General features: G+C 37.0%; 25 protein-coding genes and 1 riboswitch. Of the genes, 10 read left to right on the plus strand and 15 right to left on the minus strand.

The features are described 5' to 3' along the window. The first annotated feature begins 1 nt into the window (after window position 1). Together V2145_RS12935 and V2145_RS12940 are read left to right on the plus strand one after the other, a co-directional pair. The gene (locus V2145_RS12935) at window positions 2-214 is read left to right on the plus strand and encodes an IDEAL domain-containing protein (RefSeq protein ID WP_094911572.1); all 213 of its coding nucleotides are present in this window, start codon (window positions 2-4) and stop codon (window positions 212-214) included. Between the two features lie 114 nt (window positions 215-328). After that, entirely contained in the window at window positions 329-1486 is a 1158-nt protein-coding gene (locus V2145_RS12940) for an aminotransferase A (protein ID WP_131886973.1), read from the plus strand. Window positions 1487-1744: 258 nt separating this feature from the next. Here the strand turns inward: V2145_RS12940 and V2145_RS12945 are convergent, their stop codons facing one another. Beyond that, window positions 1745-2605 carry an NAD(P)-dependent oxidoreductase gene (locus V2145_RS12945; protein WP_094911573.1) on the minus strand — a complete coding sequence of 287 codons (861 nt, stop codon included), beginning with the start codon at window positions 2603-2605 and terminating at the stop codon, window positions 1745-1747. A gap of 150 nt (window positions 2606-2755) precedes the next feature. Here V2145_RS12945 and V2145_RS12950 point away from each other — a divergent pair, with 150 nt between their 5' ends. Further along, window positions 2756-3367: a nitroreductase family protein gene (locus V2145_RS12950; protein WP_094911574.1), complete on the plus strand. Its 612-nt coding sequence runs from the start codon at window positions 2756-2758 to the stop codon at window positions 3365-3367. A gap of 44 nt (window positions 3368-3411) precedes the next feature. Here the strand turns inward: V2145_RS12950 and V2145_RS12955 are convergent, their stop codons facing one another. Next, entirely contained in the window at window positions 3412-4197 is a 786-nt protein-coding gene (locus tag V2145_RS12955; RefSeq protein WP_330987825.1) for an SDR family oxidoreductase, read from the minus strand. Window positions 4198-4308: 111 nt separating this feature from the next. Beyond that, window positions 4309-5085 (minus strand): peptide ABC transporter permease, encoded by a 777-nt coding sequence (locus V2145_RS12960; RefSeq protein ID WP_094911576.1) that lies wholly within the window; start codon window positions 5083-5085, stop codon window positions 4309-4311. A gap of 206 nt (window positions 5086-5291) precedes the next feature. Here V2145_RS12960 and V2145_RS12965 point away from each other — a divergent pair, with 206 nt between their 5' ends. The 4 genes from V2145_RS12965 to hxlB all read left to right on the plus strand — a co-directional run bounded on the left by V2145_RS12965 (window position 5292) and on the right by hxlB (window position 8063). Then, window positions 5292-6167, plus strand: a complete 876-nt coding sequence (locus tag V2145_RS12965; RefSeq protein WP_094911577.1) for a LysR family transcriptional regulator — start codon at window positions 5292-5294, stop codon at window positions 6165-6167. Between the two features lie 94 nt (window positions 6168-6261). Next, window positions 6262-6624: a winged helix-turn-helix transcriptional regulator gene (locus V2145_RS12970; protein ID WP_094911578.1), complete on the plus strand. Its 363-nt coding sequence runs from the start codon at window positions 6262-6264 to the stop codon at window positions 6622-6624. A 241-nt stretch (window positions 6625-6865) separates the two neighbouring features. Then, window positions 6866-7495 (plus strand): 3-hexulose-6-phosphate synthase, encoded by a 630-nt coding sequence (hxlA, locus tag V2145_RS12975; protein WP_094911579.1) that lies wholly within the window; start codon window positions 6866-6868, stop codon window positions 7493-7495. A 10-nt stretch (window positions 7496-7505) separates the two neighbouring features. Further along, window positions 7506-8063 (plus strand): 6-phospho-3-hexuloisomerase, encoded by a 558-nt coding sequence (hxlB, locus tag V2145_RS12980; protein WP_094911580.1) that lies wholly within the window; start codon window positions 7506-7508, stop codon window positions 8061-8063. A 97-nt stretch (window positions 8064-8160) separates the two neighbouring features. Here the strand turns inward: hxlB and V2145_RS12985 are convergent, their stop codons facing one another. From V2145_RS12985 to V2145_RS13000, 4 genes are all read right to left on the minus strand, one after another. Beyond that, window positions 8161-8928: a DeoR/GlpR family DNA-binding transcription regulator gene (locus V2145_RS12985; protein ID WP_094911581.1), complete on the minus strand. Its 768-nt coding sequence runs from the start codon at window positions 8926-8928 to the stop codon at window positions 8161-8163. Window positions 8929-9005: 77 nt separating this feature from the next. Then, window positions 9006-9752 (minus strand): twin-arginine translocase subunit TatC, encoded by a 747-nt coding sequence (gene tatC, locus V2145_RS12990; protein ID WP_094911582.1) that lies wholly within the window; start codon window positions 9750-9752, stop codon window positions 9006-9008. A gap of 66 nt (window positions 9753-9818) precedes the next feature. Beyond that, entirely contained in the window at window positions 9819-10001 is a 183-nt protein-coding gene (locus tag V2145_RS12995; RefSeq protein ID WP_094911583.1) for a twin-arginine translocase TatA/TatE family subunit, read from the minus strand. A 29-nt stretch (window positions 10002-10030) separates the two neighbouring features. Then, a complete protein-coding gene (locus V2145_RS13000) occupies window positions 10031-11443 on the minus strand; it encodes an amidohydrolase family protein (RefSeq protein ID WP_094911584.1) in 1413 nt (470 codons plus the stop codon). 346 nt (window positions 11444-11789) lie between these two features. On the opposite strand from V2145_RS13000, the gene V2145_RS13005 reads away from it, so the two are divergent. From V2145_RS13005 to V2145_RS13015, 3 genes are all read left to right on the plus strand, one after another. Further along, window positions 11790-13070, plus strand: a complete 1281-nt coding sequence (locus tag V2145_RS13005) for a uracil/xanthine transporter (RefSeq protein WP_131886974.1) — start codon at window positions 11790-11792, stop codon at window positions 13068-13070. A 371-nt stretch (window positions 13071-13441) separates the two neighbouring features. Further along, a complete protein-coding gene (locus V2145_RS13010) occupies window positions 13442-13810 on the plus strand; it encodes a CidA/LrgA family protein (protein WP_094911586.1) in 369 nt (122 codons plus the stop codon). Continuing rightward, window positions 13807-14490, plus strand: a complete 684-nt coding sequence (locus tag V2145_RS13015) for an LrgB family protein (protein ID WP_094911587.1) — start codon at window positions 13807-13809, stop codon at window positions 14488-14490. The genes V2145_RS13010 and V2145_RS13015 overlap by 4 nt, the downstream gene beginning before the upstream one ends. A 283-nt stretch (window positions 14491-14773) precedes the next feature. On the opposite strand, the gene ptsP is transcribed toward V2145_RS13015, so the two are convergent. The 8 genes from ptsP to ribE all read right to left on the minus strand — a co-directional run bounded on the left by ptsP (window position 14774) and on the right by ribE (window position 23541). Beyond that, the gene (gene ptsP / locus V2145_RS13020) at window positions 14774-16492 is read right to left on the minus strand and encodes a phosphoenolpyruvate--protein phosphotransferase (protein WP_094911588.1); all 1719 of its coding nucleotides are present in this window, start codon (window positions 16490-16492) and stop codon (window positions 14774-14776) included. After that, window positions 16492-16758, minus strand: a complete 267-nt coding sequence (locus tag V2145_RS13025) for a phosphocarrier protein HPr (protein ID WP_094911589.1) — start codon at window positions 16756-16758, stop codon at window positions 16492-16494. The genes ptsP and V2145_RS13025 overlap by 1 nt, the downstream gene beginning before the upstream one ends. Before the next feature lie 18 nt (window positions 16759-16776). Beyond that, window positions 16777-18831 carry a glucose-specific PTS transporter subunit IIBC gene (gene ptsG / locus V2145_RS13030; RefSeq protein WP_094911590.1) on the minus strand — a complete coding sequence of 685 codons (2055 nt, stop codon included), beginning with the start codon at window positions 18829-18831 and terminating at the stop codon, window positions 16777-16779. A 263-nt stretch (window positions 18832-19094) separates the two neighbouring features. Next, entirely contained in the window at window positions 19095-19943 is an 849-nt protein-coding gene (gene glcT, locus V2145_RS13035; protein ID WP_094911591.1) for a glucose PTS transporter transcription antiterminator GlcT, read from the minus strand. A gap of 221 nt (window positions 19944-20164) precedes the next feature. Beyond that, entirely contained in the window at window positions 20165-21040 is an 876-nt protein-coding gene (locus V2145_RS13040) for a hypothetical protein (RefSeq protein WP_094911592.1), read from the minus strand. Window positions 21041-21160: 120 nt separating this feature from the next. After that, window positions 21161-21631 carry a 6,7-dimethyl-8-ribityllumazine synthase gene (ribH, locus tag V2145_RS13045; RefSeq protein ID WP_094911593.1) on the minus strand — a complete coding sequence of 157 codons (471 nt, stop codon included), beginning with the start codon at window positions 21629-21631 and terminating at the stop codon, window positions 21161-21163. A 43-nt stretch (window positions 21632-21674) separates the two neighbouring features. After that, complete coding sequence (locus tag V2145_RS13050; RefSeq protein ID WP_094911594.1) at window positions 21675-22868, minus strand: bifunctional 3,4-dihydroxy-2-butanone-4-phosphate synthase/GTP cyclohydrolase II; 1194 nt, start codon at window positions 22866-22868, stop codon at window positions 21675-21677. A gap of 16 nt (window positions 22869-22884) precedes the next feature. Then, on the minus strand, window positions 22885-23541 hold the full coding sequence (gene ribE / locus V2145_RS13055) for a riboflavin synthase (protein ID WP_131886975.1): 657 nt from the start codon (window positions 23539-23541) through the stop codon (window positions 22885-22887). 214 nt (window positions 23542-23755) lie between these two features. Beyond that, window positions 23756-23903, minus strand: a riboswitch (FMN riboswitch). Window positions 23904-23944 lie beyond the last annotated feature (41 nt).

Here is a 23944-nt window from a genome sequence, read left to right on the forward strand (position 1 = left end):
GATGAACGATTATCGAAAAAATAAAAATTTCGCCACATCTACTTCATTTAGACCTGTCCAAACATACTATTCAAAAGAAGCAAGTCACTTGTTAAAAAAGTTATCTACTGATTTTAACAAAAAGCATGTAAAAGAATTAATCGATGAAGCGCTTGATAAAAAGGATGAGAAGCTTTTTTACAAATTAACAGCTCGCTATTCTCACCTTTTATAAAGTGAAAGATTAAAACCACAATCTTCTCAATCTGTACTGAGAAGATTGTGGTTTTTTACATGTATACATTATGATAAAATGAGTGAAACACTGTGGAAGGATGAAACGATTAGTATGGAACATTTAATTAGCAAGCGAGTTAAAGGCATTGAACTGTCGGGGATTCGTAAATTTTATAATATGGTAGCTCAATATGATAACGTATTGTCATTAACCATTGGACAACCTGATTTTTTAACCCCCCCTCATGTAAAAGAAGCGGCTAAAGCAGCCATTGATGAAAACGCAACGTCTTATACGCATAATGCAGGAACAATTGAGTTAAGAAAAGCAGCCGCTGAATTTGTACATACAAAATATCAATTATCCTACGATCCAGCATCTGAGGTTATTGTGACAATTGGAGCAAGTCAAGCCATTGACATTGCGATGCGAACGATTTTAGAAGAAGATTCAGAGGTAATTTTACCGGGACCTGTCTACCCAGGATACGAACCTCTCATTAAATTAAACGGTGCTATTCCCGTACATATTGATACAACGCAAACTGGCTTTCGTCTAACTGCCGATTTAATTGAACAACACTTAACAGATAAAACAAGATGTATTATTTTGCCTTACCCTTCAAACCCAACCGGAGTAACACTGTCTAAAGAAGAGCTTCAAGAAATCGCTGCTTTGTTAAAAGATAAAGATATTTTTGTCTTATCGGACGAAATTTATAGTGAACTTGTATTTGAAGGTAATCATCATTCCATTGCAGCAATCCCTGCTATGCGTGATAAAACCATTGTGGTAAATGGTGTATCTAAGTCTCATTCGATGACAGGTTGGCGAATTGGATTATTATTTGCGCCTGCATACTTAACGAAGCACATCTTAAAAGTGCACCAATACAACGTAAGTTGCGCATCATCCATTTCACAAGCTGCTGCTCTTAACGCTTTAACAGTTGGTAAAAATGACGCTGTAGATATGAAAAAAGAATATGAAAGACGATTGAATTATGTATACGAGCGCCTTGTTAAAATGGGATTTGACGTAGAAAAACCTAACGGTGCTTTTTATATTTTCCCATCTATTCAAGCTCTTAACATGTCGTCGTTTGACTTTGCTCTTGAATTAGTAAAAGAAGCAGGCGTAGCTCTTGTTCCTGGTAGTGCATTTTCAGACCTAGGTGAAGGTTATGTTAGACTTTCTTACGCTTATTCAATGGAGACATTGGTTGAAGCAATGGACCGTATGGAAACTTATTTGCAAACAAAAAAGTAACTATTTCACTACCCCATCGTGTATGATAAACACAACTTAAAAACTCACAATATAAACAGACTCCCTCCCCTTTATGAGAGAGTCTGTTTAATTTCTTCTTTTAACGCCTCTGTAAACTTTACCCCTGCATACTCCAGCTGCTTTTCACCTCCCAATTTATTCTCAAATGATTTTTCACATGTCTCTATCTAACAAAAAACAGCGTCTTAGAACGCTGTTTTTTCATGTCGTTTTATATTCAGTGCTCAAAGAGAGCGCTTATTTTTTATATAGCTTATATAAAGCCTGCGTTCCGCTGTTTTGTTCCCCTTGTGCAGCTAGCTGTTCATAGAGTTGATTTGCAAGAGCTAACCCTGGTGTTTCCATTCCCAGCTCGTTTGCTTCTTTTAAAGCAATCTGCATGTCTTTTATAAAATGCTTAATGTAAAACCCCGGTTCAAAATCTCCTTTTATCATACGCGGAGCTAAATTGCTCAAAGACCAGCTGCCCGCTGCTCCTGCAGAAATTGAGCTTAATACGTGCTCTGGATCAAGCCCTGCTTTTTCAGCATAAACAAGCGCTTCCGCAACGCCCATCATATTGGAAGCGATGGTAATTTGGTTACACATTTTTGTATGCTGACCTGCTCCTGCATCACCTTGTAAAATAACGTTTGTTCCCAAAAGCGAAAAGATATCTTTACACGCTTCAAACGCTTCCTTGTCTCCTCCGACCATAATCGTTAATGTTCCGTTTTTAGCCCCAACATCCCCACCAGATACAGGCGCATCTAACGCATGAATCTTTTGTTCTTTCGCTTGTTGGTATATTTCAATAGCTAAGCTTGGTTCCGAAGTGGTCATATCAATAACATATGAATCAGCTTTGGCGTTATGTAAAATTCCTTCTTTGCCAAAATAAATTTCTCTCACATCAGCCGGATAACCTACCATGGTAATAATGATGTCCGAGTCAGCCGCCACGACCGCTGGGCTTTCATTCCACACAGCTCCTTTAGCAATAACCTCTTTTGCTTTTTCTTTTGTACGCGTATATACGTTTACCGGATAGCCTGCCTCTAGTAAATGTACAATCATGCTGCTTCCCATAACACCACTACCAATAAATCCAATTTTCATAACGTCTCCTCTTTTCTTTTCAAGTTCAATGTTTGTGATGACAACCCGTTAGGCATACTAAAGCATATATCTTGACGTACATCCTATAAACAGGATAGAATGTGCATCGATTCCATTGTTTTCATATTTATTTTATTGGAGGTTTTTAATATGTCTAAAGGTTTTTTTGATGTTGTAAGCGAGCGTACATCGATTCGCCACTATGATACATCTGTAAAATTAAGTAAAGAAGAGTTAACCGAGTTACTAGACACAACAGTTAAATCCCCTTCTGCATGGAACTTACAGCACTGGCACTTTGTTGTTATTACAGACGAAGCTGCAAGAGAGCGCTTGCTTCCAATTGCATACAATCAAAAGCAAATTGTTGAAGCAGGTGCAGTTATTGCAGTCTTAGGTGATTTAGAAGCCAACAAAAACACAGACGCTGTATATAACCCATTAGTTGACGCTGGTCATATGACTGCGGAAGTAAAAGACATTTTAGCTGGTCAAATTAATGGCGCTTATAAAAATGCAACGTTTGCACGTGATGCAGCATTCACAAACGCTTCTTTAGCTGCGATGACTTTCATGCTAGCTGCAAAAGCAAAAGGTTATGATACATGCTCAATGGGAGGCTTTAATGCTCAAAAATTCGTTGAAGAATTTAAAATTGAAGACCGCTACATCCCAGTAATGTTAATCTCTGTTGGTAAAGCTGCAAAACCTGCTCATGCTAGTGATCGTTTACCATTAGACCAAGTGACAACATGGATTTAATAAATAATAGAAAACACGCAAACACATCGTTTGCGTGTTTTCTATTAAATGGACTTCACTAACCCACCATCTACTAAAAAGGATTGCCCTGTCATATAAGAATTTGCGCCTGAAGCAATAAACGTCACGACTTTGGCAAATTCCTCAGGGTTCCCATAGCGCCCAAGAGCAATTTGACTTTCCATTTTTGTTTGTACTTCCTCTTTCGTTATCCCTAACTTGTTAGCCCGAATTGAATCCAATTCTCCCACTCGATCCGTTGCAATCCTTCCTGGAGCAACTGTATTAATTAAAATACCATAAGCTGCTAACTCTTCAGCGAGCGTTTTAGTTAAACCAACAATTCCTGTTCGAAACGTATTTGACAAAACAAGACCAGGTATTGGCTCTTTAATGGAAGACGAAGCGATATTAATTATTTTCCCACCGCTTTTCTTCATAACAGGAACTACCGTTCGAGTCATTCGAATAAAGCTCATTAAATTATTTTCAAAGGCCGTGTACCAGTCTTCATCGGTCATTTCTAAAAAGCTTCCTGCCTTAGGTCCGCCCGCATTGTTTACTAAAATATCAATTGTGCCGAACGCTTCTTCCGTAAACCGAACAGCTTGTTCAATATCCTGTAAACTCGCTACGTCCGCTTTGATGTATTGCACATTATGTAATTCTATTTTCTTTAATTCATCTACTACGCTTTGAAGCTTGTCTTCAGAACGACTCGCAATTACAACGTTCGCACCTTCTTTAGCAAGCTGTGTTGCGATCGCTTTACCAAGACCTTGACTCGCTGCAAAAACTAAGGCTGTTTTCTCTTTTAAATGTAATTCCACTTTGACACCGCCCACCTTCTATTAACTATCTGAATCTTTTTAATAGTATCATAAAATTTGGAGGTTGCTCAAATATTTCAACCCAAAAAAGAGCACCTCTACGATGCTCTTTTACTGTACCTCTTCTAGCGTCCATTCTGCTTCTTTTTTATTAAAAATCAAATAAGCCCTTAATTTACTCTCTTCTTGATTATTAAAACGCTCGTTGTACATATCCTCCATATCCGTGAATCGACCAATTGTATAGACTGGAATATGCAAATCTTTACGTGACTGAGCTTGCTGTTCAAAATCAAAAAGCAATCCGTCTTGCGTCAACATTAAAAGCGTATTAGCTAATACAAGTGGTAAAGCAGGATATTCAGATTTTTTTCGTCGAAACCCAAAACCTTTTTGCTTCAAAGAAGATGCTTTCAAAGGAATAACGCGGCTTATCATATGCTTGATATCATATATATCTCGGTAATACGTTTTATTATAGTAACCATCTTCGCCAGCTAAATAAACAAACTGGTTGCTTAATTTATTCATAAAGGGTGAATGTAACGGTTGTTTCATATGCCCTAAATATAAGAGAGAAGCAACATCTTGTGGCTCCAATAAATCAAGTGAAGACACATCATCTACATCTATCCAACAAAAATCACCGTAATCCGATACATCGTCGTCGACTAATAAAGAAACCTGTTCCTCTTCAAGATAGTCCATATGAGTAGAATAATGGTAATCGCTATCTTCAAATTGATGTTTTAATAACAAAAGGTTCGTGAGAGGACTACGTAATGACTGATAGAACTCTTTAAACGTAATGCCATGCGTGACAAAGCACTTCTCATTTACATTTCCATTTATATAAACGACATCTTTCATTCCTTCTGCTTTACTCAACCTTACTAACCACCTTACCAATTCATTTCAAAGAGTAAATATGTTCCTTCAATTCATTTATTATATCTCTAAAATAAAGAAGGTGTAAATATATATATGCAGTAATTTTTCTGAGAATTTTCCACTTTACTCATTAAAAATTTCTGCATATGATGCTACAATATTCCATAGCCTAAAAACAAATTTTAATTGGAGTGAATGCTTTCATGGATGTACGTCATCTACATTATTTTACTGAGGTTGCTAAGCATAAAAATTTCACGCGTGCTTCAGAAGCTTTACATATCTCACAACCTTCACTAAGTAAGATGGTGAAATCTTTAGAAGAAGAACTTGGAACCCCATTGTTAGATCGTTCCTTTAAAAAAGTAGAATTAACCGATGCCGGAACAATTGTGTATGAACAGGCTGAAAGTATTATTGCTTCTCTACGTGACTTATCAAACTCTTTGTATGACTTAATGCACTTAAAGCGAGGAACCATAAAAATTGGCATCCCCCCTATTATTGGCACATTGTTCTTTCCACCTATTATTAAATCATTTCGAGAGCAATACCCTGACGTCCAAATTCAAATGATTGAGTATGGAGCAAAAAAGATGGAGAAAATCGTAGAACAAGGGGACGTGGACGTGGGAGTTGTGCTACTCCCAGTAAACGAGGACATGTTTTCTTTTACCCCTTTAGCAAAAGAAACTTTGCAGCTCATTGTTCATAAAAACCACTCACTTGCTCGCCATAAAAGCATTTCATTACAAGAATTAAAAAACGAAACCTTTATTTCATTTCACGAAGACTTTACTATGCATGAAATGGTTTATAATGAATGTTTAAAAAGCGGCTTTGAGCCTACCATTGGTTATAAAAGCTCACAGTGGGATTTTATTAGCGAGATGGTTGCTGCTAACTTAGGAATTGCGCTGTTCCCGTATTCTTTGTGTGAGAAAATTGATTTGGAACAGCTTAAAGTTATTGAATTAGAAAACGGAATTCCTTGGGAACTAGCTCTTATTACAAAACAAGATCGCTATATTTCATACGCAACTCAAGCTTTTATCGATCATATTAAACAAACCGTATAACCTCATGTTCCGTAAGCTAAATTTTTGAAAAAATAGAAATACAAGAAGTATAATAAAAGGTACTACGTAATGGATCAAAAACGAGGTGAACCAATTGAGCCAGCTGAATAAAGAATTTAATTGTGAAAAAGAATTAACGCTTGCTATCATCGGCGGAAAGTGGAAAATGCTCATTTTATGGCACTTAGGTCATGAAGGGACAAAGCGGTTTGGTGAATTAAAAGCCTTAATTCCTGATATCACCCCTCGTATGCTGGCAAATCAGCTGCGAGAGCTAGAAGACGATGTAATCGTCCATCGAGAGGTATACCCTGTCGTTCCTCCAAAGGTTGAATATTCGTTAACTGAGCATGGTCAAAGCCTGATGCCAATATTGACAGCTATGTACAGCTGGGGAGAAAACTACCGGGACACTGTACTAGTGAATCAACAAAACAGTGCAGCAGTCAATAAATAAACGTCATAAACTAATTTGTTAGAGATGATGCATTAGGTATCATCTCTATTTTTTTAATTAAATAAAGCGGTTACATAATTGTTGCCACCAAAAGTATACTTCCGTATACTATCAAATTCCATAGTATTTGTGTAAAAAGTGCGTACTTTTAACAACAAATAAAACCAGGTACACTACCTTTACACCTGTTGCTTTGTTACACAACGGTGAATAGATAGAATTTCTAAGGAGTGGAGAAAGCATGGAATTACAATTAGCATTAGACTTGGTAAACATCCCTGAAGCAAAAGAAGTTATTAAAGAAGTCCAAGATCATATTGATATCGTAGAAATCGGGACACCTGTTGTCATTAATGAGGGCTTACGCGCTGTGAAAGAAGTTAAAGAAGCATTTCCAAATTTAAAAGTATTAGCTGATCTTAAAATTATGGACGCTGCTGGTTACGAAGTACAGCAAGCATCAAAAGCTGGCGCTGACATTGTGACAATTCTAGGTGTTGCTGAAGATATGTCAATTAAAGGCGCCGTGGAAGAAGCGAAAAAACAAAACAAAAAAATTCTTGTCGATATGATTGGCATTAAAGATATTAAAAGTCGTGCTCAAGAACTAGATGAGCTTGGCGTTGATTATATTTGTGTTCACACTGGCTACGATTTACAAGCCGTGGGGCAAAATTCCTTTGAAGACTTAGTAACGATTAAGAGCGTTGTAAAAAATGCAAAGACGGCAATTGCTGGTGGTATTAAATTAGAAACGTTACCAGAGGTCGTGAAAGTTCAACCAGATCTCGTTATTGTCGGCGGTGGTATTACAGGGCAAGATGATAAGAAAGCGACAGCTGCTAAAATGAAAGAACTTATTTCAAACTGAGGCACGAACCGTGAATATTAACAGCCATTTACGTCAAATTGTAGACGAGTTGACGCAGACTACCGTTCACATTTCAGATAATGAAGCGGAGCAGCTTGTTAATTCTATCATTGAAGCAAAGCGCGTTTTCGTGACGGGTTCCGGCCGTTCAGGTCTAATGGGAAAATCATTTGCCATGAGAATGATGCACATGGGCATTGATGCTTATGTTATCGGTGAAACCATTACGTCAACATTTACTAAAGATGACCTGCTCATTTTAGGGTCTGGTTCTGGTGAAACAAAAACGCTTATTCCAGTCGCGGAAAAGGCAAAAGAAATTGGAGGCAAAGTCAGCGTTGTAACTATTTCTCCCGAATCAACGCTTGGAATGTTAGCTGACTTTACCATCAAGCTCCCTGGAGCAAAAAAAGACCAAACAAATAGTGACTATCAAACTGTTCAGCCGATGGGATCTCTATTTGAACAAACGCTCTTGCTTTTTTACGATGCGCTTATTCTAAGGTTTATGGAAAAGAAAGACTTAGATACGCACAAAATGTACGGTAAACATGCTAATTTAGAATAGCGAAAACTGTATTTCAAAAAGTGGGGTACCTTTATCCTTAACCTAAAAAAATCACTCTTAAAGAGTGATTTTTTTAGATTAACAGGTACATAAGAGCTTATAAATGTTGATTCACATTAATAACTTCAACTGAATATTTGTTTAATTCTTTTTGTAAATTTAGTGGAAGATCTTCATTAGTAATCAGTACGTCAATTAATTCTAGTTCACAAACTTTTTGAAAAAATAGTTTATTAAATTTACTTGAATCTGCTAGCAAAATCGTTTGCTGAGAGCGTCTAATCATTTCTTTAAGAAGAAGTCCTTCTTCTTCTATTGAAGTTGATAAGCCTTCTTCAGAAATTCCACAAGTACCAATTATGCACTTATCTACCTTATATTCTTGAATACCTTTAATAGCTTTTGATCCGTAGATAGCTTGATGCTGAGAGTTTAAGGTTCCTCCCAATATATTTACTTTAATCTTTTCTTTTCCCACTAATTCGTTTACCACATTTATCGAATTGGTAATTATAGTATGGCTATGGGTTTTCATATGTTTAGCAGCAAACTGTACAGTAGTAGAAGCATCCAGTATCAAGCTCTCTCCATCATTCAGTAAAGACGCCGCATATTCACCGATTTTGTCTTTAATCGTTGAAGACATACTTAGCCTTTCTTTGTAATCATATAGTTCATTAGAGTAGGATCGTTTTTTAGCTCCTCCTCTTATTCTTACCACTTTCCCCAACTCTTCTAGCTTAATCAAATACCTGCGTGCTGTATCTTTCGATACAGCATTTATTTCACATATCGTTTCTATCGTAATTCGTTCATGCTTTTCTAAATACAAAAGAATAGCCTCTAATCGCTCATCTTGTAACATAACTTCACCTCATGAGTCCAATTATATATTTTACTTGAACTTGTTACAACAGAAGGATAAAGCGTGACAATTCACCCTTAATCTAGCTGTGCAGAGTGATCGTCCGCTTCTTCTACTTTCAATTTTTTTCGATATATAATTTTAGACAATGTAATGCTTGCTTCATATAAAAGCAAAAGTGGAATTGTTACAAGAATGTCAGATAGAAAGTCTGGTGGTGTTATAATAATCGACACAACAATCAATAAAAAATAAGCGTATTTTCTAAACTTTTGCAAGCGATGAGGGTTAATAACTCCTATGCTAGTCAAAAACATGATAACGGCTGGCAATTCAAATAAGAAACCAAAGGGTAATGTCATATGAAGCAAAAATCGGAAGTATTTCTCCGTAGTAAAAAAAGTCGCAAACATTTCATCTGATAATGACATTAAAAATGTCAATACCATGGGAGATAGAATAAAATACCCGAAGCTAATTCCTCCCAAAAACAAAAGGCATAAGGCGGGTATATACGCCAAAGCAATTTTTCTTTCTTTCTTTGTTAATGCTGGCTTTACAAAAAGCCATAGCTGGTAAGCTGCAAATGGAAGCGTAGCTGTGATTGCCACAACTGTAGCGATGGTTAGATAAACCATTAATATATCTGTTGGTCCTAACAAAGCAAGCTTAAAAGGTAAATCGCTTACCAAAAGATGATAAATATCTTGAACATACAAAAAAGCTCCAAGTACAAAAATGATAAAAAAGATGACAGTAATAATAATTCTCTTTCTTAATTCTTCAAGGTGTTGAATTAAACTCATGTTTTGTTTTTCAAGCATGTTCCTCTCACTCCGTAAAAAAAGAAAGTGTAAGACAATACGTCTACACCTTCCTTTCATTTTGTTTTACTTTACTTCTTTCTCTTTTTTCTCGTTGTCTTCCCCTACTAAATCTCGAGCAGATTTTTTAAACTCACGCAGAGTTGATCCAAAAGCCTTTCCTATTTCAGGAAGTTTTGAAGGTCCAAAAACAATAAGAGCAATAACTAGAATAATAACTAAACCTGGCATTCCGATATTTTGAAGCATATTATCCCTCCCTCACGCGTAGCGCAATTCTATTTCTTTTTATAACTAAGCTCACCAGATGATAGTACACCTTTATGAAGAACAGCGGCGCGCTTCGGCAAGCGTGCTACAGCCTCTGCTGAACAGCTTGCAGGAACAAGCACTACTGAAGCTTCATCTCCTACTTTCGGCCAAACTTGCTTTCCTTCTTTATTCAACGGTGTAATACCTCCCGTTGCAAGTGAAAGTGCTTGAGATAACTGCTCTTCATAAGACCACCCATATAAACCAGCGGCAAGATGCACTTTCTCAAGTGTGTCTCCAATTCCAAGAGAAGACCATGGGTCCATAATGCTGTCATTCCCAAGCATTACGTTTACATTTCGTTGCTGTAGGATTGGAATAGGCATAGTGTTTTTTCCGATTGGAATGGTTGAAGCAATAGAAATTCCTAAAGAAGCTAAACGACTCGCCATTTCGTGAGCTTGACTTTCACTTAGTGAAGCAAGTGAAAAAGCATGGCTAATTGTTACTTTTCCTTGAAGCCCTGCTTCTTCCGTTAAATCCGCAAGGCGATTTACTGATTTTATACCTGTTTCTCCACCTTCATGCAGATGGATGTCAATCCCTGCATTGCTATCAACGGCAATCTGCACCATTGTCTGCAAAGATTTTTCCATATTTCCATCAACTAGCGTAGGATCTAGGCCTCCAACATGAGTAGCGCCTAACTTCATTGCTTCACGCATCAGCGACTCAGATTCTGAAAGAAGAAGTCCATGCTGTGGAAAAGCAACGATTTCATGTGAAATTTTATCTGAATAATTCGCTAAAGCTTTTTGCAACTCTTCAAGGTTGCGAAGGCCTACAGTTGGGTCTACGTTGCAGTGACTTCTAACATAGGTAGAGCCAAAGCCCGCAATCAGTTCAATCAGCTTTTCTGCTCTTTCTTGAGCAGTTGGCAGCAACTCTAAAAGCAGTGTTTTTTCGGCTTCAATAATGTCAAAAATATTTTTTCTGCGTACTGCTCCTCGCCATGGCCCTCCATAAAAAGTTTTATCCAAGTGAATATGCATATCTTTAAACCCTGGAAGTAAAAGAAGACCTTTGGCATCATAACAATCTAAGTCTTTTCGATAGGATTCTTTAAGATCTAATATTTTTGATATCGTTCCTTTTGTTATTTCTAAGTTACGTATGACAGAACGAGTCGCTACTATGTATCCATTTTCGTACTCATATCCGCTTTCTAAGCGAACATTTAATAGCATGAAGGTATCACCTTTTTTGGGACTCTTCTGTGGCTTTTCTTTATCCGGTTTTTTAGCTTCTACATATTCGCCGCTACCGTCCATAAAAAGTCCCATCGCCCCAGACACCCCTAAAACAGCTGAAGCTCCTCCAATTTTTGAAGCATGACTAATAAAACGCCTGCGTGAAAATTCTTTGCCTTGTTTCTCCACTCTTGCATCCACCCTTTCTTAAGATCAAAAAAGATTTAAAAATTAAAAAATTCTACACAAACTAACTATTCAGATAACTTTAACCCTATTATTTTATTTGATAAGGAAACTTATCTGTTAGTAGATGATAGTAATCATTATAAGTAATAATAAGTTTTTAATCAATACAAATTAATTTATAATAAGTTATATTAAGTTTTTTTAAGTTTTATAGAGCGAATAGAAGCTAAAAATCGAAAAAATAAGCTCCTTAGTGTGTAACTCTTTTTTTAAAATTATTAATAGAATTAAGAATTACAATAAAGTAGATAATGACCTATTCGTTCGATAGAAAGAAGGAGAAAGCGTGAATAAATTATCTTCATCAACAACTATATTGGCTTCTGTTCAATGGTTTTTCTTTATTTTTGCGAATACAGTTGTCGTTCCAATATCAATTGGAGATGCGTTTCAATTAAGTTCTGATCAAATAATTATGACTATCCGCTGTTCATTCTTTTTCACAGGGGTTGCTTGTATAGTACAAGGATTGATTGGTCACCGATATCCTTTATTAGAAGGTCATTCAGGTATGTGGTGGGGACTTATCTTAAGCTTATGTGCTTCTGCTCCTTCAGTGGGTATGACATATACAGAACTTGGAGGTAGTCTTGCATTAGGAATTGTTCTTGCTGGCTTAATAACGATATTAATAGGGACACTGAATCTTGTGCCGCTTCTTCAAAAAATCTTTACACCAATGGTGATGAACGTATATTTATTTTTACTAGCTATTCAGCTTATTTTAATCTTTTTTAAAGGAATGCTAGAATTAAAACCAAACGGGACACTTGACATACCTGTAAGTCTCTTCTCTATAGGACTGGTTATACTAGTAAGCTCCATTAGTATTAAAGGAAAAGGAATTATCAGTAACTTTGCAATTTTAATAGGAATGATTGTAGGCTGGGTATTGTATGTATGGTTATTTCCCAGCAGCTATTCTATTAACTCTTCAACATTCCACTTTTCGTTTTTTCCATGGGGAAAGCCTCAGCTACAGATAGGTATAGTTATTACTGCTTGTTTAGCTGGTATAATGAACGCCACTAATACTATTGCATCACTCAAAGCATCTGAAAAGTTACATGGAGTAAAGGCACAAAGCAAACAATATCGTTCTTCCTTTACCATTACTGGGTTCTTTACTTGTCTAGGTGCTGTGGTAGGTCTTGTTCCTTATGCACCCTTTACATCTACTATTGGTTTTTTAGAGAGTACAAAACTTTTAAGTAAGAGGCCATTTATCATCAGCGGAGGGTTCTTTGCTTTACTTGGACTAATTCCTCCTTTAAGCTCTTTTTTTGCTACTCTACCGGTAACAGTGGGAAACGCTGTATTATTCGTAGCGTATTTACAACTCTTTGGAACGGCATTGCGAAGTATACAGGGATATACATTTAATTCAAAAGCCATCTATCGAATTGCTCTTCCAGCTTTAATAGGGATATCGTTGATGAACTTGTCACCTCAAGTTTTTAAAAGCATTCCCTTTTATATTCGTCCACTAATCAGCAACGGATTATTAATGGGTATCCTAATATCTATTCTGTTAGAAAGATTAATCAAATGGCCTAAATACGAATAGCATCATTAAAGGTCGCCAATTTTTTAAATTCACCAGTATTTCAAAAAATCTATGTAGCTTTTAAAAAACTGATCTCGACATCAAATGAGATCAGTTTTTTATTTATATGCATTTCCTCGCTCTCATCCATACACCTTGTTTAGACATATATTAGCTTTCTCATGCTCTTTAACTATAGTTAAAAGGCATAGTAATTATAGTTATTATATATTTCACGTTATAGCTAAATTTAGGTAAGATATGTTTGTAGCATTCATCTTCTCAATTTATACCTCATCGGTATAAGCCAAAAATACTTTCTTTTTCCCCTCAATAGAGTCGCCAATTAGGCGGCTCTATTATTATGAACAAGCTAAAGGAGGAACATCATAGTGAAGGTTTTAACATTATTTGTTCAAGTTCTTTTTTTCATATTAATCTTTTTTGTTGGTCAACAGATTTCTCAATGGTTAAACCTTCCGATTCCAGGAAGCATTGTTGGATTTGGATTGCTGTTTCTGTTGCTTCATTTAAAAATCATTAAATTAAATTGGGTAGAGCGCGCAGGTAATTTGCTTGTCGGTGAACTATTACTTTTCTTTATTCCAGCTGTTGTCGGTCTAATGAATTATGGAGATGTACTTAAATCATTTGGACTTCAAATTTTAATTATTATTACGATAAGTACCATTGTAGTTATGGCGCTTACTGGAATGATGGCTGAATCTATTTCTAAACGCAAGGAGGTGTCAAACGAATGACTTGGTTAACAGCTTTAGCATTTCCACTTACGCTCGTTGTCTACACGCTTTCGAAATGGCTTTATAAGAAATATAAAACCATTTTGGTTTCGCCTATTTTACTAGCTCCCTGCTTGCTCATCCTATTTTTATTACTCTCACATGGTTCATACGATCAGTATAAGCAAGGAGCAGATTTTATTAGCTACATGCTCGGTCCCGCTACGGTAGCATTTGCTGTGCCGATGTATAAGTATTTTCATCTTCTAAAAAAGCATCGTATAGAAATTGCGGTAAGCGTAGCAACTGGAACTCTTGTAGCAATGATATCTTCCATGGTTTTAGCAGGCCTCTTTCATATGCAAGCTACGCTTGTTCAAAGTATTATTCCACGTTCTGTGACTATTCCTATTGCTATTAACGTATCAGAAACGCTTGGAGGAGATCCGAATATTACAATTTTATTCGTTGTGCTGTCAGGCATTATTGGAACGTTTATTGCGCCTACCCTTATCAAACACCTTGCCCTTCATTCTTCACTAGCTAAAGGCTTACTTTTAGGAGTTGCGTCTCACGGTACAGGCACGGCTCGTGCATTCGAGTTTGGTAAGATTGAAGGTACATTCTCCAGCTTAGGAATGATTGTAGCAGCGCTTTTAACGATTGTGTTTGCAAATATCTTCTTACCACTCCTCTTCTGAGAAAAAGAAGGAACATAAGTATTTCACTCAATGATTTATCCGAGGCATCGCGCGTTAAAAACTGTCGATTCCTCGGATATTTTTGTTAGTTTGTAAGATACTTTTAGAGAAACAGTGGAATGAAGGAGTGTCTGTGGCGTAATGGAACAAACTTACTCTGACCACCTAATACTGTTGAAGAAGTTATGATTTGTTTTTGAGAAGGAAGCATTGAGGTATTTCCCCCCTGGTTATTCATTGTTAATCTAAAAAAAGATGCTCTAGTGACTAGAGCATCTTTTTTTTAGATATGGAATTTTGATTTTACAAATTCAATTACTTCTTCAGTAGAAGACATTGATAAAATCTCATCTAAGTGTGGTTCAATATCCGCTTTTGATAACTGACGGATTTGAGAACGTGCTTTTAAAATAGATGTTGCGCTCATTGAGAACTCATCTAAGCCTAAGCCTAAAAGAATTGGAATTGCGATTTCATCTCCAGCCATTTCTCCACACATACCAACCCACTTGCCTTCTTTATGAGCCGCTTTAATAACCATGTTTACTAAGCGTAAGATTGCTGGGTTATAAGGTTGATATAAGTAAGATACGCGCTCATTCATGCGGTCAGCAGCAAGCGTGTATTGAATTAAATCATTTGTTCCAATTGAGAAGAAGTCTACTTCTTTTGCAAATAAATCTGCGATAACTGCTGAAGAAGGAATTTCAACCATCATACCTACTTCAATGCTATCAGAAACGCTAACGCCCTCTGCTTCAAGCTTTGCTTTTTCTTCTAATAGAATTGCTTTTGCTTGGCGGAACTCGTCAACTGTTGCAATCATTGGGAACATGATTTTTAAGTTTCCATATACGCTAGCACGTAATAACGCACGAAGCTGCGTGCGGAACATATCTTGCATTTCTAAGCATAGACGGATTGCACGGAAACCTAGGAATGGGTTCATTTCTTTAGGTAGGTTCAGATAAGGAAGCTCTTTATCTCCACCGATATCTAAAGTACGAACAACAACAGGCTTGCCTTCCATACGCTCTAATACCGTTTTGTATGATGTGAATTGTTCTTCCTCTGTTGGAAGCTCTTCACGCCCCATGTATAAGAACTCCGTACGGTAAAGACCAACGCCTTCACCACCGTTTTCTAATACACCTTTAACATCTTCAGGCGTTCCAATATTAGCAGCAAGTTCTACGTGGTGGTTATCAGCTGAAACTGTTTTTTCATTTACAAGCTTTGCCCACTCAGCTTTTTGTGCTGCATATTCTTCTGCCTTTTTCTCATACGCTTTAACCGTTTCTTCTGATGGGTTAACAATAACGTTTCCATCAAGACCATCAACGATTACAAGTGTACCGTTTTCAATGTCTTCCATAACTGTTTTTGTTCCAACAACAGCTGGAATTTCCATTGAACGTGCCATGATTGCAGAGTGAGACGTACGGCCTCCAATGTCAGTTGTAAACCCTTTTACAAATTTACGATTTAACTGAGCCGTATCAGATGGCGTTAAATCTTCTGCAATAATAACAACTTCCTCAGAAATCATGCTTGGGTTTGAAACGTTTACACCTAAAAGATGTGCTAGTACACGTTTTGTTACGTCACGAATATCTGCTGCACGCTCTTTCATGTACTCATTGTCCATTGACTCAAACATGTTGATGAACATCGCTGCAACTTCGTCTAGTGCGACTTCAGCATTCACGCTTTCACCTGTAATTTTATCTTTAATCGGATTGATTAATTCCGGATCGCTTAACACTAATAAATGTGCTGCAAAGATTTCAGCTTTATCTTCGCCAAGCTCTTTACGCGCATGTTCTTTAATCGCTTCAAGCTCTGATCGAGATGTTGCAAGCGCTGCTTCTAAGCGAGCTACTTCAGCTTCAACGTCTGAAACGGATTTCTTTTCAACGGTTAATTCTGGATTTTCTAGACGAAATGCTTTAGCAATAGCAATGCCGCTAGAAGCGGCAATGCCTTGAATTTCCACTGTCATTATTCGCCTAATCCTTCTTTTTTCATTGTATCTTCAAGAGCTGCAAGTGCATCAGCTTCGTCTGAACCTTCAGCAGAAATTGTGATTGTAGCTCCTTTTTGGATACCTAAAGACATAACGCCCATGATTGATTTTAGGTTTACAGTTTTACCGTTGAACTCTAAGTTGATATCAGAATCGAATTTGCTAGCTGCTTGTACTAAAGTTGTTGCTGGACGTGCGTGAATTCCTGAGTCTGCTGTTACTGTAAATGTTTTTTGTGCCATGTTAAATCAATCTCCTTTTTACTTTGAAATAGTAATAATATTTTGTTCTTGCAGTGAAACTTCGCCTTGCTTTAAGATTTCTACCTTCTCATCTGCTTGTAAGTTTGTAAAGATGACAGGTGTAATCGTAGATGGTGCATTTGATTTTACAAAATCTAAGTCAACTTGTAATAATGGTTGGCCTTGCTTCACTTCGTCACCTTGAGCAACAAGTGCATCAAACCCTTCACCTTTTAAGTTAACCGTGTCAATTCCAAAGTGAATTAGAATTTCTTGCCCAGTCGTTGATTCAATTCCTAAAGCATGCTTCGTCGGGAATAAGTTTACTACCTTTCCATCCACTGGCGCAACTACTGTGCCCGTTTTCGGAATAATCGCAAAACCATCACCCATTAATTTTTGTGAGAATACTTGGTCCGGTACCTCTGATAGCGGAACTAATTCTCCTTCAATTGGTGAAACAATGTCTCCACCGTTTGTGCTTACCGCAGCTTTCGGTGCTTCTTCTACAGCTTTTGGCTGTTCTTTTGGTGCAACAGGCGTTTTTCCATCCATAATGTCTTTAATCTGACTCTTTAACGTATCAGACTTAGGACCAAAGATTGCTTGAATATTGTTACCTACTTCTAGGACACCAGAAGCTCCTAGTTTTTTCAAACGCTCTTTATCAACGCTCTTAACATCGTCAACTGATACACGTAAACGAGTAATACATGCATCTAAGTGCGTAATATTTGGTTGACCACCTAATGCTTCTAGGATATTGCGTGGTAATTCGCCCGCTTCAACTTTATCACCATCTGCATCGTCCGCTTTTTCTTCACGACCTGGTGTGTTTAAATTAAACTTACGAATCGCAAAACGGAAACCAAAGTAGTAAATAACTGCTAGAACAAGACCAACTGGGATTACTAACCACCAATCTGTTCTATTTTGTAACACACCGAATAGGATGTAGTCAATAACCCCACCGGAGAATGTCATACCAATTTTAACATTTAAAATTTCCATGATCATAAACGATAGACCTGCAAACACTGCGTGAATTGCAAACAAAATTGGCGCTACGAATAAGAATGAGAACTCAAGTGGTTCTGTAATACCTGTTAAGAATGATGTTAATGCTGCCGAACCCATGATACCAGCTACATACTTCTTATTTTCAGGACGAGCTTCGTGATAAATAGCAAGCGCTGCTGCTGGTAAACCGAACATCATGAACGGATATTTACCAACTTGGAATGTACCTGCTGTTAATTCAGCACCATCTGCTAATTGTGCCATGAAGATACGTTGGTCTCCACGGAATACTTCACCAGCTTGGTTGACATAAGAACCAAATTCATACCAGAATGGTGAATAGAAAATATGGTGTAAGCCAAACGGAATTAGTGAACGTTCAATAACCCCGAAGATAAATGCTGATAGCGTTAAGTTCGCATCAATCATATTGTTTGAGAATGCATTCAGTGCATTTTGAATGATTGGCCATACTGCTACCATGATTAAACCAATGACAATTGATGATACCGCTGTTGCAATTGGTACAAAGCGCTTACCAGCAAAGAAACCTAAATATGGAGGCAGTTCGATGTTAAAGAAACGGTTGTACATAGCAGCTGCTAGCACCCCAATTATAATACCACCAAACACACCTGTTTGTAACGTTGGAATTCCTAACACACTTGCATATGCCGGATCTTCTAACAACTTAGCAAATTCAACTGGCTTTAAACCATCCAGCCCTTTTACTGTACCCATTGTTACGTTCATAATTAAATAACCAACAATCGCTGCAAGTCCGGCTACGCCTTCCCCTCCAGCTAATCCAATTGCTACCCCTACAGCAAATAGTAAAGGTAAGTTACCAAAAATAATGTCTCCAGCGTTGGACATAACATGAGCAATCATCTGGAACCAGTCAGCATTTAAAGCCGGTAATCTTTCAAGTAATGTTTCATTTTGAAAAGCAGTACCAAATCCAAGTAAGATACCTGCTGCCGGTAAAATCGCAACCGGTAGCATAAGTGCTTTTCCGACTTTTTGTAAGACGCCAAAAAGCTTTTTAAACATGGCGTTTTACCCCCTTTTTATATTTGTATTGTGCAACAAGATAATGTTTTGATACACATTCAGTTCAAACGCTTTCTTTTCAACTAAAAGATGCTGCTTGAAAACAACTGAGTATTTCATTAGTTTGTTCATGATTACGCTTTCTTACAACAAAAAAGGCATGGTGAAAATTGAAACACTAACAAAAGGATAAACCTATCCCTGTTCATGCGTTTCATTTCTCACTCATGCCTGATCGTATCAGTAACACGTATGAAATGATTTTATAAATCAGATTTTGTCATAAGTCGCTGCAGATGCATCGTTAAATAAACGGCTTCTGCTTCATAAACTGGTAAGTGTAGAGCTTGTTGCATAATTTTAATCACTTTCCATGAGACATTGTAACATAGAGGATATTCCTCTTTCAATAGTAAAGCAATTTTTTTTGGTTCTTCGATGACTTCACCTGTCTTCACCCTATCAATTGCAAAATGCAAGTGGCGAATTAGCCTCATATAATGAACAGATTCTTTGTTGACGTCTAGATTTAACGACTCTTCAATGACGTTAATAATCGTTTGAATAAGCTGCGAATCTTGATTTACTTCTAAGATGTTTTTTTCTGTTAACGCGCTGTGAATATGCAATGCAATAAATCCTACTTCTCCTATTGGCAGCTTTACTCCAACTTTTTCATAAATCATTGCTACAACTTCTTCAGCAATTTCAAATTCTTTTGGATAAAGAGCTTTTGTTTCAATTAAAAAAGGATTTTTCAAATCAAGGCCTTGTTGAAAACGCTTTACAGCAAATGCAATATGATCTGTCAGTCCAATGTGAATGTGCTCATTTAAAGGTTTAGATACACGAGCTTGAATATGCGTAATAATATCATTCATCATCTCAATTACATTTTCGTCAACTTGTAACAAAAGCTGCTTATATTGTTCCTGCTCTTCTTCGCTTTTAAGTAAAAACATCTTTTCTACAGCATCCGCATCTATTTCATCGCTTTTCTTTTTATTAAAACCGATGCCTTTGCCAATTAGAACAACCTCTTTATATGCATTGTGTGTAGCAATTAAAACATTGTTATTCAGTACCTTTTTTACAAAAAAGGACTCTCTCACGAATCCTTCACTCCCCTACTTGACTTCAATTACACGTTGTTTTATTGTACGAAAACAGGCAAAAGAACGTCAAATCTTTTGTTTTGTTTCATTTGACATTTATAGCTTAACGAAAGAGCCTCCTTTACAAAAAGTAAATTTTTTCCTTCATTAAATGTTTAATAAGCAAAAGCTTACATTTTTTTATACTAACTTCAAAATAATTTATTGTACGTACTATCTTAGTTCTTATTTCTTATAAACGCAATGAATTTTTTTGAATCAGTTCCATAACATGCATGGATAATAAATTGGTTATATTTAGCTGTAAATAAAATAACCACTATATCTAATAGAACAAAGAACCATAACGAATTCCATTCAGGTAATATAAGTATACCTGTGTATAGTAAAACGACATCAATTATTCGAAAAGTAAGCAAAAAGCAGATGAGCATGATAACAGAACGCTTCAAAACTCCCCAAGAATATAGAGCCGTTAAAATCCATACATAAAGCGTGTTAAAACTAAGTACATCTCGTGTTTCAGATTTAAACCAACCCACATGTATAGAGTGAGTTTTAAACATGGCGATTAAAAGTAGCATGAGCGTCGTATTAATCGCTAATAAGCTAAAGAATAAGGTTACTATATGAATCCATCGTTCAAATCGGTTAGACAGCCACGCGTACCATGTTTTTGCAATGACAAACCCAATTGTCATAAAAATGCCTGTGTAAATCGTTTTCCACCAATAATGCTTATAAACACCTAAAGAGAGAAATAACTCTTCAATTCCCATAAAGATAAAAGATATAAGTACAATATATCGAAACTTGAGCTGGTATGCTCCTATTAAAACAGCGATAACGGGAAATGCAAAGGCTTGTGATACCAACGACCCTAAAATATTATCAAGGTCTGTTTCATGTACAAAATTTGGATTATATTGATAGCTTTTAAATAGTACAAGAATAAAGTACTCCAACACGTACGCTAAACCAATCATAAAGAACAACAAGATGAATAGTTTTTTATCCTTTGTATTCCATAGAGTAAACACAAAGATCAGGACACTTGCGATAATCAAAACTAAAAACGGTATATAATGAGGCATGAAAGTCTCCCTTAACGTAAACTAGTTACTATATAGGGTAAAACTTTTCCTGTAAATTATACATTTGTAAATAGTTAAAAAAACGCTTGTTACAGTTCTAGACTGCAACAAGCGCTTTTATTACCCTTCAATCAAACGAGACAAATTCGCCATTTCGATAGCAGAAGCCGCTGCTTCCCACCCTTTGTTACCAGCTTTTGTTCCTGCACGTTCAATCGCTTGTTCAATTGTTTCTGTCGTTAGCACACCAAAGATAATTGGTACACCCGTTTGTAAACTTTGTGAAGCAACGCCTTTTGCCACTTCGTTACAAACATAATCAAAGTGTGGTGTTGCACCGCGAATAACTGTTCCTAACGTAATTACCGCATCATATTTTTTAGATTCTGCGAATTTTTTTGCAATTAGTGGAATTTCATATGCGCCAGGTACCCAAGCAATATCCACATCTTCTTCTGCTACTCCATGACGTTTTAGCGCGTCTTGTGCTCCACCTAACAATCGGCTTGTAATAAATTCATTAAAACGCCCCACTACAATTGCAACTTTTAATCCAGTACCAACTAAATTCCCCTCAAATACATGACTCATTTTCTATTCCTCCTAGGTTTTTTATGTTTTTATGTGTAAACAATTAAAAATGTAGTAAGTGACCAAGTTTCTTGGCTTTTGTATTTAAATACTTCTCATTTTCTGCTTCCTTTGGCATTTCAATTGGAAGACGTTCAACTACCTCAAGGTCATAACCTTTTAAACCGGTAATTTTACGCGGATTATTGGTTAAAAGCCTCATCTTTTTCACACCTAAATCCTTTAAGATTTGCGCACCGATTCCGTATTCACGAAGATCATCAGCAAACCCTAGTTTTTCATTAGCTTCAACCGTGTCATATCCTTGCTCTTGCAGTTCATATGCTTTTAATTTATTTATTAATCCAATTCCTCTTCCTTCTTGACGCATATACAGAAGAATTCCTGATTGTTCTTCTTCAATTTTTGACAGTGCGGCATGAAGCTGAGGTCCACAATCGCATCGCTTTGACCCAAAAATATCGCCAGTTAAACATTCAGAATGAACGCGAACAAGAACAGGTTCTTCAGGGTTAATGTCACCTTTAACAATAGCTACATGTTCTTTATTATCAATTTTATTTGTATATCCAATTGCTTTAAAGTTACCAAAAGCAGTTGGTAATTGAATTGCCACCTCGCGTTTTACAAGCTCATCATGCTTTCGACGATATGCAATGAGATCTTTAATCGTAATCATCTTTAAGTCAAATTGCTCTGCAATAACGGCAAGATCCGCTACGCGTGCCATAGTGCCATCTTCTTTCATGATTTCACAAATAACACCTGCTGGCTTACCTCCAGCAAGAAGCGCCAAGTCAACGGCAGCTTCTGTATGACCTGCACGTCGTAACACTCCTCCTTTTTTCGCAATTAAAGGAAAAACGTGACCTGGTCTACGAAAATCTGCAGCCTTAGCTGTATCATCAATTAACGCTTGAATGGTTGCAGAACGCTCATGAGCACTAATTCCTGTTGTCGTTGATACATGATCAACACTGACAGTAAAAGCGGTACCGTGCATATCTGTATTTGTTGTTACCATAGGATTAAGCTCTAGTTTAGCAGCTACTTCTTCCGTGATTGGTGTACAAATCAAGCCTCGACCATGCGTTGCCATGAAGTTAACAACTTCGGGAGTCGCTGTTTCAGCTAGTGAAATAAAATCTCCTTCGTTTTCTCGATCTTCATCGTCACATACGATGACAACTTTACCTTTTTTCAAATCATCAATTGCTTCTTCTACTGTATGAAACACGTTTCTCACCTCTCTTTTAATTTGTAAAGCCATGCTTTTCAAGTAAACTTTGCATACTGGAAGGTTTCGGTGCAGGAGCAGATGAAGGCTTCATCATCATTTCTTTAATATATTTTGCTAACATATCACATTCAATGTTCACAACATCTCCTCGTTCTTTTCTTCCAATAATCGTTTCTTTAGCAGTATGTGGAATTAAAGAGATTGTAAAAGAATGATCCGTAACGTTAAATATCGTTAAGCTTGTCCCATCAACAGTAACAGAGCCTTTTAACATCATATAGTGACGAAGACTAGGGTCTACCTTAATTTCGTAATATACCGCATTGCCTCTGCGCTCTTTACTCACAATTGTGCCAATACCATCAACATGACCGCTCACAAAATGACCACCAAACCGTCCATTTGCACTCATCGCTCGCTCTAAGTTAACCTTTGATCCCACTGTCAACAAGTGCAGCGTACTCGCTTTAATCGTTTCTGGCATCACATCAACTGTAAATCGATTAGCTGAGAATGACGTTACTGTCAGACATACACCATTGACTGCAATACTGTCTCCCAGCGAAACGTCCTGTAAGACAACACCTGCGTCAATAGTTAATACAATTGCTTCTTTTCCTTTGTTAATTTGTTTCACTTGACCAATTTCTTCAATAATTCCTGTAAACATTCTTTCACCTTCTTTCCCCATACAATGTACGCAAAAAGCCCCCTTCAACAAATGTCCAAGGGGGTTGTTTTAGAATCAGTGTATACAAAGCATCCACAAATAAGATAGCACTAATAGCCATCTCACTTTGCGACATGCTAAATAAGCAGTTGGATATAACGGTTTTCTAAAAAAGCCATTACGCTTATGTAATCGCTACACATCCACTGTGCTCCTGATCCTTCTCCCATCCAGACTTTTACTGTCGGCTCTAGATTTTAACTAGATCCACCGTTATCGAAAAATTCGAAAACGGGTCACGGGCTTAAAGGCATTGCCTTATCACCGCCGGTTGGGACTTACACCCGACCCCGAAGGATATTTATGTCGACACTATCTGTCGAATTTGTCCTTATTATAACAG

Origin of the sequence: Priestia sp. GS2, from assembly GCF_036409025.1 — a bacterium.
GTDB lineage: Bacteria > Bacillota > Bacilli > Bacillales > Bacillaceae_H > Priestia > Priestia aryabhattai_A.